14 protein-coding genes and 2 pseudogenes are annotated in these 13,935 nt (G+C 64.3%); all 16 read left to right on the top strand.

Annotated features, from left to right (window positions below; all coding sequences use genetic code 11):
- Window positions 1–13 precede the first annotated feature (13 nt).
- The 16 genes and pseudogenes from QNO18_RS11260 (at window position 14) to moaC (ending at window position 13,907) form a co-directional block, all read left to right on the top strand.
- Window positions 14–1,195 (top strand): toxic anion resistance protein, encoded by a 1,182-nt coding sequence (locus QNO18_RS11260; protein ID WP_283177738.1) that lies wholly within the window; start codon window positions 14–16, stop codon window positions 1,193–1,195.
- Window positions 1,192–2,151, top strand: coding sequence for a DUF2927 domain-containing protein (locus QNO18_RS11255; protein WP_283177737.1), 960 nt, complete (start codon window positions 1,192–1,194; stop codon window positions 2,149–2,151). The genes QNO18_RS11260 and QNO18_RS11255 overlap by 4 nt, the downstream gene beginning before the upstream one ends.
- Entirely contained in the window at window positions 2,148–2,375 is a 228-nt protein-coding gene (locus QNO18_RS11250; protein ID WP_283177736.1) for a hypothetical protein, read from the top strand. The genes QNO18_RS11255 and QNO18_RS11250 overlap by 4 nt, the downstream gene beginning before the upstream one ends.
- Window positions 2,372–2,872, top strand: coding sequence for a DUF4241 domain-containing protein (locus QNO18_RS11245; RefSeq protein WP_283177735.1), 501 nt, complete (start codon window positions 2,372–2,374; stop codon window positions 2,870–2,872). Before QNO18_RS11250 ends, QNO18_RS11245 begins: the two co-directional genes overlap by 4 nt.
- Before the next feature lie 156 nt (window positions 2,873–3,028).
- A pseudogene (locus QNO18_RS11240) lies at window positions 3,029–4,125 on the top strand (SPFH domain-containing protein).
- A gap of 3 nt (window positions 4,126–4,128) precedes the next feature.
- Window positions 4,129–5,262 (top strand): primosomal protein N' (replication factor Y) - superfamily II helicase, encoded by a 1,134-nt coding sequence (locus tag QNO18_RS11235; protein ID WP_283177734.1) that lies wholly within the window; start codon window positions 4,129–4,131, stop codon window positions 5,260–5,262.
- Window positions 5,263–5,475: 213 nt separating this feature from the next.
- Window positions 5,476–6,456, top strand: coding sequence for a phosphoribosylaminoimidazolesuccinocarboxamide synthase (locus QNO18_RS11230; protein ID WP_283177733.1), 981 nt, complete (start codon window positions 5,476–5,478; stop codon window positions 6,454–6,456).
- A 51-nt stretch (window positions 6,457–6,507) separates the two neighbouring features.
- Window positions 6,508–7,441 (top strand): annotated as a pseudogene (locus QNO18_RS11225) (carbohydrate kinase).
- Window positions 7,438–7,881 carry a D-aminoacyl-tRNA deacylase gene (gene dtd, locus QNO18_RS11220; RefSeq protein WP_283177732.1) on the top strand — a complete coding sequence of 148 codons (444 nt, stop codon included), beginning with the start codon at window positions 7,438–7,440 and terminating at the stop codon, window positions 7,879–7,881. The pseudogene QNO18_RS11225 and the gene dtd overlap by 4 nt, the downstream one beginning before the upstream one ends.
- Before the next feature lie 44 nt (window positions 7,882–7,925).
- Window positions 7,926–8,570 carry a hypothetical protein gene (locus tag QNO18_RS11215; RefSeq protein WP_283177731.1) on the top strand — a complete coding sequence of 215 codons (645 nt, stop codon included), beginning with the start codon at window positions 7,926–7,928 and terminating at the stop codon, window positions 8,568–8,570.
- Between the two features lie 172 nt (window positions 8,571–8,742).
- Entirely contained in the window at window positions 8,743–9,114 is a 372-nt protein-coding gene (locus QNO18_RS11210; RefSeq protein ID WP_283177730.1) for a hypothetical protein, read from the top strand.
- Between the two features lie 190 nt (window positions 9,115–9,304).
- Window positions 9,305–9,892 (top strand): aminodeoxychorismate/anthranilate synthase component II, encoded by a 588-nt coding sequence (locus tag QNO18_RS11205; protein ID WP_283177729.1) that lies wholly within the window; start codon window positions 9,305–9,307, stop codon window positions 9,890–9,892.
- Window positions 9,889–10,902, top strand: a complete 1,014-nt coding sequence (trpD, locus tag QNO18_RS11200) for an anthranilate phosphoribosyltransferase (protein ID WP_283177728.1) — start codon at window positions 9,889–9,891, stop codon at window positions 10,900–10,902. Before QNO18_RS11205 ends, trpD begins: the two co-directional genes overlap by 4 nt.
- A gap of 828 nt (window positions 10,903–11,730) precedes the next feature.
- Entirely contained in the window at window positions 11,731–12,414 is a 684-nt protein-coding gene (locus tag QNO18_RS11195) for a uracil-DNA glycosylase (protein ID WP_283177727.1), read from the top strand.
- Between the two features lie 144 nt (window positions 12,415–12,558).
- Window positions 12,559–13,380 (top strand): indole-3-glycerol phosphate synthase TrpC, encoded by an 822-nt coding sequence (gene trpC, locus QNO18_RS11190; protein WP_283177726.1) that lies wholly within the window; start codon window positions 12,559–12,561, stop codon window positions 13,378–13,380.
- Window positions 13,381–13,388: 8 nt separating this feature from the next.
- Complete coding sequence (moaC, locus tag QNO18_RS11185) at window positions 13,389–13,907, top strand: cyclic pyranopterin monophosphate synthase MoaC (protein ID WP_283177725.1); 519 nt, start codon at window positions 13,389–13,391, stop codon at window positions 13,905–13,907.
- Window positions 13,908–13,935 lie beyond the last annotated feature (28 nt).

Below are 13,935 nucleotides of genomic sequence, written 5' to 3'. Positions count from 1 at the left end.
GTGAGATTTTGCCATGACCGAGAACACCACCCGCGCCGCCGCCGAGGCCACCCTGGCCGAGGTTGAGAAGGTCACCGCTGTCATCCTGCCGGAACCGACGGGCGAAATCGTGCCGCTGGAAGCCGCCTCGCCCGACAAGGCTGCGGCGATTGAAAAGCGCATGGGAGAGCTGGATCTGACCAATACGCAGTCGATCATCTCGTTCGGCTCTTCGGCCCAGGCTGAATTGCAGGTGATCTCTCAGGAAATGCTGCAGGACGTGAAGAACAAGGATGTCGGCCCGGCCGGAGACAGCCTGCGCAAGATCGTCACCACCATTCGCGGCTTCTCGACCTCTGAGCTGGACCTGCGTCGCGAAAGCTCGTGGTGGGAGCGTCTGCTGGGTCGCGCCGCACCTTTCGCGGATTTCGTCGCGAAATATGAGGATGTCCAGAGCCAGATCGACAAGGTCACGGGCGAATTGCTCGGCCACGAGACGAAGCTGCTTAAAGACATCAAATCGCTGGATCTTCTTTATGCGAAAACGCTGAATTTCTATGATGAGCTGGGGCTTTACATCGCGGCAGGCGAGGCCAAGCTGAAAGAGACCGACAGCGCATCGATCCCCGCGAAAGAGGCCGAGGTCGCGGCGGCGCCCGAGAATGACAAGATGATCAAATCGCAGGAGCTGCGCGATCTGCGTGCGGCGCGGGACGATCTGGAACGCCGGGTGCATGATCTGAAACTGACCCGACAGGTCACCATGCAGTCGCTGCCCTCGATCCGGCTGGTGCAGGAAAACGACAAATCGCTGGTGACGAAGATCAACTCGACGCTGGTCAACACCGTACCGCTGTGGGAGACGCAGCTCGCCCAGGCCGTGACGATCCAGCGGTCGAAAGAGGCAGCCGAGTCGATCCGCGACGCCAATGATCTGACCAACGAATTGCTGAAATCGAATGCGGAGAACCTTCAGCAGGCCAACCGCACCGTGCGCGAGGAAATGGAGCGCGGGGTCTTCGACATTGAAACGGTGAAACACGCGAATGAGACCCTGATCGCCACAATCAATGAAAGCCTGCAGATCGCGGATGAGGGCAAGGCGCGGCGCGCGGCTGCCGAGGTCGAGCTGCAGAAGATGGAAACCGATCTGCGCGAAACGCTGGCTTCGGCCCGGGCACGGAGCACCGCGCCCGCCGCACAGCCGCAATCATGACGCCAGCCCGGCGCAAGCGGCTGCCCCTCTGGCCTGCCACCTTGCTGGTGGCGGGCCTTTCCGCCTGTGTGTCCTCGGGTGGCCAGGCGCCGCAAAGGATCGGCCCGCCGCCGCCCCGCCCCCCTGTTCCTGTCGTGGTGACGCCCGAGACACCGAAAAGCGCTGCGGCCCGTGCCTATTACGCCCAGGTGCAGAACTCGCTGCTCTCGCAGGGGTTGCTGCGTACCGATGGCGGCGGCGTGGATACGCCTTTCGACGCCCGCATCCTGGCCGCGAATTTCATCCGCATTGCGCTTTACGACGAATATAGTCGCGCCGGCGGGGTGTTTGCGCGTGGTGAAACCGCGTCGATCCTGCGCCGCTGGGATGTGCCGATCCGGTTTCAGATCCAGTTCGGCGCCTCTGTGCCCAAGGAGCGCCGCGCCACCGACCGCGCGCGGATCGCCTCTTATATCAAACGCCTTGCCAGCCTGACCGGCCACCCGATCACCCTGGTCGATCAGGGCGGCAATTTCACGCTGCATGTCGTCTCGGAAGACGAGCGCGAACAGCTTGGCCCAACGCTGCGTCGCGAGCTTCCCGGCCTCAGCCCGCAGGATGTGGCCGATGTGACCGGCATGGCCCAGACCACCTATTGCCTTGTCTATGCTCTCTCGGACGGGGACAGCGGCAATTACCGCCGCGCGGTCGCCGTGGTCCGGGCCGAACACCCCGATCTTCTGCGGCAATCCTGCTATCATGAGGAAATCGCGCAGGGCCTCGGGCTCGCCAATGACAGCCCGCGCGCGCGGCCCTCGATCTTCAATGATGACGAGGAATTCGCGCTCCTGACCAAACTGGACGAGCTGATGCTGAAGATCCTTTATGATCCGGAACTGTGGCCGGGCATGACCGAGGCAGAAGCGGTCCCGGTGGTGAGGCGCATCGCACAAAGACTGCTCGGGAGTGGCGCTTGATCCGGTTTTCCTGCCTTCTGACCGTGACCGCGCTGCTGGCCGGCGCGGGCGAAGCGCAGGAGGCAGTTCCGGACGCGCTTTTCGCCGGACAAGACCCGCCAGGCGCTGCAATTTCACCGGCAGAGGTGGCGCAGACTGGCAGCCTTGGCTGGATGCAGGCGCAATCGGATTTCGCGCTTGAGTTTCGCGATGTGGGCAGATCACCCTTGCCCCGGGCGGGGTGATTGCGGTCGATCCGCTGACCTGGTCCGAAGCCGCGGATCTGCCCTGGATCGAGGTGCCCGCCGGCGAAGCACGGTTTTTACTGGCGCTTGACCAGGACGAAGCGCGCGTCTCGAAGGCGCTGCTGGTCTTTTCCGATGCCGCCCCGGCCTGCGGTGATGATGTTGCGACGATCCCTGTCGATACCGGGCTTGCGGGCTTTTTCGACAGATCCATGGCGGCGGCCGTGACCCGCTCGGCCGGGATCCTCGGCGCGGAAAAAGATCTCTATAATGGCTGGTTCGACACGATGATCGGTGAGGTCTGGGTGGTGGGTCATATCCTGCCTCTGCCCGACAAGACTTTGATTCCCATCGCATCCTCCGGCTGGGGCGATGGCGGCTATCCGGTCGCGCGATTGCGATCGGCCACTGGTGAGACTGTCGCCCTTTTTGCCGATTTCATGGGCAAAAACGCAGAGGGCGACTGGCTCCTGCCTCCGGATTGCGGCACGTCATGACCGACGCGCGGGAAGGTGCGGACGGGAGCAGCGATGAACATAGCGGCATCAGGCCCCGCCAGGCGAAATTTCCCCTTCAATCCGGGCGCATGCGCGCTATTTTGACAAAGGCAGATGCGGCGCCGCCGGCCCGCGCGTGACAGAAAGGCTGAACCCATGGTCTTCGACTTCCTCAGGGGCGAGTTTATCGACGTCATCTCCTGGCTCGATGACACCCGCGACACCATGGTCTGGCGCTTTGAGCGCCGCGGCCAGGAGATCAAATACGGCGCGAAACTCACGGTGCGCGAAGGCCAGGCGGCGGTCTTCATCCATGAGGGTCAGCTGGCGGATGTCTTCGGCCCCGGTCTCTATCAGCTTGAGACCAACAATATGCCGATCCTGACGACGCTGCAGCATTGGGATCACGGCTTCCAGTCACCGTTCAAATCCGAGATCTATTTCGTCTCGACCACGCGGTTCAACGACCAGAAATGGGGCACGAAAAACCCGATCATGGCGCGCGATCCGGAATTCGGCCCGGTCCGGCTGCGGGCCTTCGGGACCTATTCGATGCGGGTCGCGGATCCCGGAAAATTCATGACCGAGATCGTCGGAACCGATGGCGAATTCACCGCCGACGAAATCTCGGTGCAGATCCGCAATATCATCGTCCAGGCCGCAAGCCAGGTGCTGGCGGATCACAGATCCCGGTGCTGGATATGGCCGCCAATACCGAAGACCTTGGCAAGCTGATTGCCGGTGCCATCACCCCCAAAGTCGCGGAATACGGGTTGAGCATTCCGGAATTCTATATCGAGAATATCAGCCTGCCGGAAGAAGTCGAGAAAGCGCTCGACAAGCGCACCTCGATGGGTGTGGTGGGCGATCTGAACAAATATATGCAGTTCAACGCAGCCGAGGCGATGGGCAACCCCAGCTCGGGGGCCGGCTCTGCGATGGCGACCGGGGCGGGCATGGCGATGGGGATGGGCATGGCCCAGAATATGGGCCCCTGGGGGGCGCAGCCCGCTGCCGCCTCGCATGCACCGCCGCCCCCGCCGCCGGTTGGCAAGGAATGGCATCTTGCCGAAAACGGCGCCACCAAAGGCCCTTATACCGAAGCGCAGCTTTCCGGGCTTGCGGCCTCGGGCCAGCTTGCACGCGGCACAATGGTCTGGGCGCAGGGGATGGAGGGCTGGAAACCCGCCGCCGAGACCGAACTCGCCCGCCTCTTCTCGCATCTGCGCCGCCGCCCCCCGCCCGCAGGCTGACCCATGCCCGCCAACGGAGAACACCGCTGGCCCTGCAGCCAGTGCGGCGCGCAGCTGCGCTATGCCCCGGGCCAGCGCGATCTGGTCTGCGAACATTGCGGCAATCACCAGCGCCTGCCCGATATCGCCCTTGCCGATCAGGACCGGGCGCTGGTCGAACATGACCTCGCCAAAGGGCTCGCCGACGATCTGTCCTCTTCGGCGATGGAAGTGGTGCGGACCACGCGCTGCACCTCCTGCGGGGCGCTGATCGAGATGATCGGTGCCAGCCACGCCACCGAATGCCCTTTCTGTGCGACGCCTGTGGTAACCTCGACCGGCGAGACGAGGCAGATCAAACCCCAGGCGCTGATCCCCTTCGTGCTTTCCGAACGCGAGGCACGTGAAGCCCTGGTGAAATGGCTCGGCTCGCTCTGGTTCGCGCCGAACCGGTTGCTGGAATATACGAGGCGCGGGCGGGCGATGAACGGCGTCTATGTACCCTGGTGGACTTTTGATGCCGAAACCCGCTCGCGGTATTCCGGCAGCCGGGGTGATGCCTATTACGTCTCGCGCACGGTCACGGTGAACGGCAAACGCGAGACCCGCCAGGAGCGCAAAATCCGCTGGACCCCGGTCTCTGGCCGCGTCGCCCGCGACTTCGATGATGTCGGAGTGCTGGCGTCGCTGAGCGTGCCGGCGCGCTATGCGAATGAGCTTGATCCCTGGGATCTGAGCAAGCTTGTCCCCTATGCGCCGGATTATCTCGCCGGATTTTCGGCCGAGGGCTATACAGTGCCGCTGGAACCCGCGAGCCTGCAATCAAAGCAGAAAATGGCCCGCGTGATCGAAACCGATGTGCGCCGCGACATCGGCGGCGATGAACAGCGGATCTCCGGCATTGACACCGATTACAGTGGCGAAACCTTCAAACATATAATGCTGCCGATCTGGATGGCGGCCTATAAATACAACGGCAAAAGCTATCAGTTCCTCGTCAATGGCCAGACCGGCGAAGTCCAGGGCCAGCGCCCGTGGTCGGTCTGGAAAATCGCACTCGCAGCTGTGGCGGCGGCCCTGGTTGCGGGCGCCGTGCTCTATCTGATGAAGGACGGCGATATCAGCATTGGCGGCAATGCGCTCGACTGGCTGGACTGAACCCTGGACTGAGCCCTGGACTGAGCCGGGCTTTGCCAGCCTTTGCCTCCGCCAGGAATATTTAAGGCAAGAGGAAGCCTGCTCTTTCCTCTTGAGCAAAAATACTTCGGGTGAGGCCCTGCAAGGGCCTGGGGGCTGTGCCCCTTTCCGGGCGTTGACATGGGCGCGCCCCGCGCTCATAGCAGCCGCGTCACCAGAGGAAGGCAGGCGCATATGTCGATTGATCTCTCCCGCGTGCTGAGCGAGGCGCGCATTCCTGAACTGCCCTCGCCCTATTTCGGGAAGGTGCGCGATTGCTACGATCTGGCTCCGGATGCGGATTTCCCGAACGGCAGGCGGATCCTGATTTCCTCGGACCGGATTTCGGCCTTTGACCGCATTCTGGCCGCGATCCCGTGGAAGGGCCAGGTCCTGACCCAGACCGCGCGCTGGTGGTTTGACCGCACCGCCGATATCTGTCCCAATCATGTCGTGGCCTATCCCGATCCGAATGTCGTGATCGGGCGCCATGTCAGCATTCTGCCCGTCGAGGTGGTCGTGCGCGGCTATCTCGCCGGTACCACATCTACCTCGGTTCTGACCCAGTATAAGTCTGGCGCGCGAGAGATGTATGGCCACCGCCTTCCGGATGGATTGCGCGATAATGAGGCCCTGCCCGTGGCCATCATCACCCCCACCTCGAAAGCCTTTGACGGCGGCCATGACGAGCCGCTGACAGCAGCCGAGATCGTCGCCCAGGGGCTCCTCACCCAGGCACAATGGGACGAGGTTTCGGACAAGGCGCTGCGCCTCTTCGCCTTTGGCCAGAAAGTCGCGGCAGAGCGCGGGCTGATCCTTGTTGATACGAAATATGAATTCGGCCTGGATGATCAGGGCCGCATCCTGCTTGCCGATGAGATCCATACCCCCGATTCCAGCCGCTACTGGATCGCCGAAGGGTATCAGGAGGCGCTGACCACCGGCGCCCGCCCACCGTCTTTCGACAAGGATGTGATCCGGTCCTGGGTCGCGGCGCGCTGTGATCCCTATAAGGATCCGGTGCCGGACATCCCCTCGGAAATGATCGCGCAGACCGCTGAGGTCTATATCGCCGCCTATGAGCGGATCACTGGTGCGACCTTCCGCCCCGACAGCTCGGGTGAAACACCACTGGCGCGGGTGCGTGCCAATCTGGCGCCGTATTTCACCGCCTGACAGCGCCACCATGTTTGCGCTAACAAAGCACAGGCAAACCGGGAGGCTTCGATGATTCTCTGCTGTGGTGAGGCGTTGATCGATATGTTGCCGCGGGTCTCGACCGCGGGGGAGGCCTGTTTCGCGCCCTATGCCGGGGGGCGGTGTTCAATACTGCCATCGCGCTTGGCCGGCTTGGCACGCCGGTGGGGTTCTTTTCCGGGGTTTCGACCGATATGCTCGGCGAGATCCTGGCGGATACGCTGGCGGCATCAAAGGTCGATACCAGCCTGCTTGCGCGTTCAGACCGGCCGACCACCGTGGCTTTCGTCAAACTGACCAATGGCCAGGCGAGCTATGCCTTTTACGACGAGGCCACAGCCGGGAGGATGCTTGCGCCCCCGGATCTTCCGGCCCTGCCCGACCGGGTCCAGGCGCTGTTTTTCGGGGCATCTCGCTGGTGAATGACCCGGCGGCGACAAGCTACGAGACGCTGCTTTCGCGCGAGGCCGGGCACCGGCTGATCATGATCGACCCGAATATCCGTCCTGGGTTCATCGCCGGCCAGGAAGAAACCTACCGCGCCCGCATCACCCGGATGATCGCGCAAAGCGATATCGTCAAGCTTTCGGATGAAGACCTCCGCTGGCTGGAAGGTGCGGGCGCCACCGAAGCGCTTGCTGCCCGCTTGCTCGCGCAGGGGCCGGCACTGGTGCTGATCACCGAAGGCGCCGACGGCGCGCGGGCCTTTTCGGCAGGCGGCAGCCGTCATCGCCCGGCAGGGAAGGTCACGGTGATCGATACGGTCGGCGCGGGCGATACATTCAATGCCGGCTTCCTCGCAGGCCTTGCCCGCGAAGGCGCGCTGAGCCGCGCGCGCCTGGCCGGGCTGACGGACGCGCAGATCGATGCCTGTCTCGACCTCGGGATCCGGGCCGCCGGCGTCACCGTTTCGCGCGCGGGCGCCAATCCGCCCTGGGCGCATGAGATCGGACTGCGCGGATGAGAGCCGTTTTGCAACGCATCACCCGCGCCGAAGTGGCGGTGGCGGGCGAGGTGGTCGGGCGCTCCGGTCCCGGGCTGATGATCCTGATCTGCGCCATGCAGGGCGATGACGAGGCGGTGGCGGCAAAACTGGCGGCGAAGATCGCTAAGATGCGGATCTTCAAAGACGACCAGGACAAGATGAACCTCTCGGTCAGGGATATCGGCGGCTCGGCGCTGGTTGTCAGCCAGTTCACCCTGGCCGCCGATCTGCGCGGCAACCGGCCGGGCTTTTCGACCGCCTCGCCGCCCGAAGAGGGCAAACGGCTCTATGAGCATTTCGCGACCAGTCTCGCCCGCGAAGGTGTGCCGAATGAGACCGGCATCTTTGGCGCCGATATGGCGGTGAGCCTGACGAATGACGGGCCGGTCACCATCTGGATCGACAGCGCGGCGGGCTGAGCCCTGCCCGCCCTGCACCGATCGCCCTGCCCTGCATAAAACGCTTGATTTTCAGATTTTCACCGCGCCAGATGCCGCCGGACTACCGCTGGTCTGCCTGCGGCGTGGTGATTTCTGTCCTGCGGGAAAACCGGCGCCGCCACGCGTGCCAGCCTCACGATGCCTTTGCGCCGGCCTGCTCTGACGCCCTCCCCCTCAGCCTTATCCCCCGAGACGCCCCTCCCTTATCCGGTACGACGACGCGGATCTTCAAGAGCGGCACGATCACCGGCGATCTGGTCAAAACGCAGCAAGGCATCTTGAGCGGCGCCCTCACCGGCAGCAACGGGAACAACGTGCTGACCGCCAGCACGGGCGCAGCGACCATAGGCCCGGCGACGGTGACGTTCCGCGCAGCGGTCCGGGTGCCGATACGATCGCGGCCAGTGTCGGGACTGAAATGCTCCCTTTCTCGGTGGCGTTTTTTTGGCAGCGGGGTGGTGGCAGGCACCCTGTCTGCTTCGGCCTTCGAGGCTGGCACCACCAGTCTCACGACCATTGCCAATGTGCGGCTCATCCATCGCGGCTCCGACAACACCATCTGGTGTGATGACGAGGGCAATGGCCTGGCCGCCGCCGTGCTGATCGCCAACATTGCGGTGCCGGTCGCGGGCCGCGCGATTTCCGCCACTGGCTTCCCTATCTTCTGAACCTGCGCCCTAGGCTTTGCGCCGCTGACCGGGGGCCAAGCCCCTGCCAGTCGCCGCCGCGAGGGTTTTCAACCCGTACAAAATGGTCTAAGCTCCGCCCATAATCAACGCCAGATCCAGGGGGATACATGCTTCCCTCAGACAGGATCTGCGATCGGGCAGGAGAAACGCCATGACCAAAATCAGCAAAGCCTTCGGGCTCGGCCTTGCGCTGAGCGCCCTTATCGCCGGCATCGCTCCCGGCACCTCCACCCCTGCACAGGCCGGTGATGCCGGGCTTGGCATTGGCCTGAGCTGGGTGTTTGGCAGCGGCGGAAACAGTGGCCTCGCCGCTGGCGCAAAAATCTTCACCGACCGCGACAAAGACCACTCGGCCGGTTCGCTTGGGCTGGATTACCATTTCGCTTCCGAGTCTTTGCGCCCCAATCTCGGCATCTCCTATGTCGGCGATGGCGGCTATGTCGACGCGAATTTCGGCTACAATATCGGCACCCGCAATATCGACTTCGGCCTCGGCGGCGGCTTCGTCAATTCCAGAGACTGATCTGACACCAAAGCCGGGTGCGGGGGCAGTTGCTCCCCCCGGCAGATGCGCGATAAGCGTCTCATGTTCCCCGGGGCCGATACCCGTCCGGACAGGAGACCGCAGCCCAAACCTGGGCCCACGGGCGCCTCCCGGCCGCATCCCGCCGATCCCCGCGATGGAACCGCCAGGGCCTGGAGGGTGAAGACATATGCTGCTCTTGATCGACAATTACGACAGTTTCACCTGGAATCTGGTGCATTATTTCGGCGAGCTTGGCGCCGATGTGGTGGTGAAGCGCAATGATGCGCTTGAGGTGCAGGAAGCGCTGGCGCTGCGCCCCGAGGCCATCGTGCTTTCGCCCGGTCCCTGTGATCCGGCCCAGGCCGGGATCTGCCTGCCCCTGACCCGCGCCGCTTATGAGGCCGATGTGCCGCTTCTGGGGGTTTGCCTTGGCCATCAGACCATTGGCGAGGCCTTTGGCGGCAAGGTCGTGCGCTGCCATGAGATCGTGCATGGCAAGATGGGCTCCATGCATCATGCAGGCGAGGGCATGTTCCGGAACCTGCCCTCGCCGTTCGAGGCCACCCGCTACCATTCCCTGATCGTCGAGCGCGAGAGCCTGCCCGACTGCCTTGAGGTCACCGCATGGCTGGAAGACGGCACCATCATGGGGCTCCGGCATCGCGAAAAACTGATCGAGGGCGTGCAGTTCCACCCGGAATCCATCGCCTCGGAACACGGCCACCGGCTGCTCGCGAATTTCCTTGAAGAAGCAGGCGTTAAGGTCACCGCATGAGCGATATTCTCAAACCGCTGATCGGCCTTGCCGCCAGTCGCCCGCTGACCCGTGCTGAAGCCGAAGCCGCCTTCAACGCGCTGTTCGAGGGCGCCGCGACACCGGCCCAGATGGGCGGCTTCCTGATGGCGCTCCGCACCCGTGGCGAGACGGTCGATGAATATGCCGCCGCCAGTGCCGTGATGCGCGCGAAAAGCCACCGCGTCCGCGCCCCCGAAGGCGCGATGGATATCGTCGGCACCGGCGGCGATGGCAAAGGGACGCTGAACATCTCGACCGCGACCGCTTTCGTCGTCGCAGGCGCGGGCGTCGCCGTCGCCAAACACGGCAACCGCAATCTCAGTTCGAAATCGGGCGCGGCGGATGCGCTGACAGAGCTTGGCCTCAATGTGATGCTCTCACCGGAGCAGGTCGAGACCTGCCTGAGGGAAACTGGCATCGGCTTTATGATGGCCCCGATGCATCACCCGGCGATGCGCCATGTCGGGCCGGTGCGCACCGAGCTTGGCACCCGCACGATCTTCAACATCCTCGGGCCACTGACCAATCCGGCCGGGGTGACCCGCCAGCTGACCGGCGCCTTCTCTGACGCACTGATCCGCCCGATGGCCGAAACGCTCCGCGCCCTTGGCAGCGTCAAGGCCTGGCTGGTGCATGGCGGCGACGGCACCGATGAGATCTCGATTGCCGCGCCGACGAAAGTGGCGGCGCTGGAGGGGGGCGAGATCCGCGAATTCACCCTGCATCCGGAAGATGCGGGCCTGCCCTACCACCCGTTTGAGAAGATCATGGGCGGCAATCCTGCGGAAAACGCCGCAGCCTTGCGGGTCTTGCTCGAAGGCGAGGCGGGGGCCTATCGTGACGCGGTCCTCCTGAACGCTGCGGCGGCCCTCGTGGTGGCCGACAAGGCCGCGACCCTGAAAGAGGGCGCAGAGCTTGCCCGCACCGCCATCGACAGCGGCGCGGCAAAGGCAAAGCTGGAGGCTCTGGTCAGGGTATCGAATGCCTGAGGGCGTTCCGGCGTGCCTCTGACCGCAGACCACAGGAAGGAGGCGGAGTGCCTCCAGCCCCCTCTTGCACGCACGTCCGGCAAAAGCAGTTGGCCGGACCAGCGCTTTTTGCGGCAGTCCGACGCAGATCATGACCGGGCCCGGCATTCTAGCCATGCGGCAGCCTTTGCGGAAACCGGATCGGGCCGCGGCCTGCCCCCTGTTCCCACGCTGATTTTTCGCGCATTGGACCTGCCCCCGCCCGAAGGACTGCGCGGCGCTTTCCCCGAACGGAGCCCCAACCCCGGGGAAGACCATTCCTGCGGCCCGGCCCGGCCCCCTGCGACTGGTGAGGATCTCCCGACTGTTCCCACCATCGTCTCCTTGCGGGAGGGGCTTCGCACCATTCCTGGCAGCGCCCCCCGCAACGGCAATCCGACAGATTCGGTGCCCGGGGAAAGCCCGCTTCTGAACCATCGGGTGCCAGGTGAGACCGGCCGACCCGGTCTGCATCTGACGTCTTTCAAAAGTGGCCCGGGCTGGCGGCGCCTGCCCGGTGAGTTCCTGATAAAGCTGCCGCCGCGAAAAATGCCGCAGGCAGCGCCTGCCCCTGCCCCCGGGCCTGCCGGGGAGGATGCGAAAGCTCACCTCCGCATCATGGCCGCCCGAAATGCACCACCCCTGACCGGAGTTAATGGTCAGGGACCATCCACTTTTCCGCCAGACAAACCGGCCCATGCGGGTTTCCCGGCGCCCGCCGCTTCACTACATGCAACGCAAGTCCTGGAACAGCGTCAGCCCGCGCCGACCGACCGGCCGGGCGTCGCCCAGGCATCGAGGTAACCCGAGATGATCCCGCCCGAAATCGCCGCCTGCTCCGAAATCCCCGCCTCCCCCGAAATCCCGGAATCCTGGGCCTCGCTTCCCTTCTTCCAGACCGACTGGCCCGCGCTCTGGACCCGTCTCGCGGCCTCTCCCGGCTGGCAACCCGAAGCGCAAAACATCTTCCGCGCGCTCACCCTGACCCCGCGCGAGAAGGTGCGCGTCATCATCCTCGGCCAGGACCCCTATCACACGCCAGGCCGCGCCCGGGGTCTCGCCTTCTCCTTCCCCCCCGGCGCGCCCCCGCGCGACTCGCTGAAAAACATCCTGACCGAACTCGCCTCCGACACGGGTCAGATCAAAGCCGACGGAGACCTCAGCGCCTGGGCCGCACAGGGCGTCCTCCTCCTCAACACCACCCTCACCGTGCCGGTGGGCCAGGCTTTTGGCCATAAGACCTGGGGCTGGAACACCCTCACGACCCAGATCCTCAGTGCCACCGCACAGGACGGCCCCCGCGCCTTCCTCCTCTGGGGCGGTCCCGCGCAAAAACTCTGCGCCCGCCTCCCCCGGGAAAATCACCTCTTCCTCGAATCCGCACATCCCTCCCCCCTCTCGGCCTATCGCGGCTTCTTTGGCTCACGCCCCTTCAGCCAGACCAATGCCTGGCTGGCCGCCCGGGGTGACCCCATCATCGACTGGTCCGCCTGAAGCCTTTCCTTCAGCCGGTCAGCCGGTTAGAACAGGAAACGAGCGCCTCTTCCTCTTGATGGAAATACTCCACGGGGGTCCGGGGGTGTGAAACCCCGGCGCTGCCGCCGGGGCAAACCGCACTGCCAAGACGGAGACTGCCCCATGTCCAAGACCGTTCTCGATCGCATCAGGGCCTATAAGCTCGAAGAGATCGCGGCCCGCAAAGCGCTGCGCTCCCAAAGCGAAGTCGAGGACAGCGCCCGCCAGGCTCCGGCCCCGCGTGGCTTTGCGGCGGCGCTGCAATCGGCGGCCAGTGGCGGCTACGGGCTGATTGCCGAAATCAAGAAGGCCAGCCCGTCAAAGGGCCTGATCCGCGCCGATTTCGACCCGCCCGCCCTTGCCCGCGCCTATGAAGAGGGTGGCGCCACCTGCCTTTCCGTGCTGACCGACACGCCGTCTTTCCAGGGCGATGACGACTTCCTCACGCAGGCGCATGATGCAGTGAAACTGCCCTGCCTGCGCAAGGAGTTCATCTATGACCCCTGGCAGATTGCTGAATCCCGTGCACTCAAGGCCGATTGCATCCTGCTGATCATGGCGTCTTTGTCGAATGACCAGGCGATGGAGCTGGAAGCGGCCGCTTTTGAGTGGAAGATGGATGTGCTGATCGAGGTGCATGACGAGGAAGAGCTTGAACGCGCCCAGCATCTGAAATCACCGCTGATCGGCATCAATAACCGCAATCTCCACACTTTCGAGGTCACTCTCGACACCACCCGCCGCCTTGCGCGCCGGGTGCCGGAGGATCGGCTTATCGTCGCGGAATCCGGGCTCCACACGCCCGAAGATCTCGCCGATCTCGCCCGTTACGGTGCGCGCTGCTTCCTGATCGGCGAGAGCCTGATGCGCCAGGACGATGTTGCCGCCGCCACCCGCGAAATTCTTTCCCGCCCGCTGACCGCCCAGGGCGGAATGCCGCTCTGAGAGGCGCCATGACCCCGCGAACGCCCGCTGAAACGCCCACCGCCGCCCCCTCGCCGCTCAGTCATTTCGACGATCAGGGTCATGCCCATATGGTCGATGTCTCCGACAAGCCCGTGACCTCGCGCCTTGCTCTGGCCGAGGGCTGGGTGATGATGGAACCCGCGACGCTGGCCCTGGTGACCGAAGGCCGCGCGGCCAAGGGGGATGTGCTGGGAACGGCGCGGCTTGCCGGGATCATGGGGGCGAAACGCACCGCCGATCTGATCCCGCTCTGCCACCCGCTGCCGGTGACCAAAGTCGCGCTGGAGCTGACCCCGGATAGAGGCCAGGGCGGCGTCCATATCACCGCGACCGTCCGCACCACCGGCCAGACCGGCGTCGAGATGGAGGCACTGACCGCCGTTTCTGTCGCGGCGCTGACGGTCTATGACATGCTCAAGGCGGCGGAAAAGGGAATGCGGATCGAAGGCATCCGGCTTTTGCGCAAAGAAGGCGGCAAATCCGGCAGTTTCGAGGCCGGGTTATGAACGGCCCCACCAATACTGGCCCCACCGA

The sequence above is a fragment of the Gemmobacter sp. 24YEA27 genome (assembly GCF_030052995.1).
Lineage (GTDB): Bacteria > Pseudomonadota > Alphaproteobacteria > Rhodobacterales > Rhodobacteraceae > Pseudogemmobacter.
This window is presented reverse-complemented; position numbering and strand designations above follow the sequence as displayed.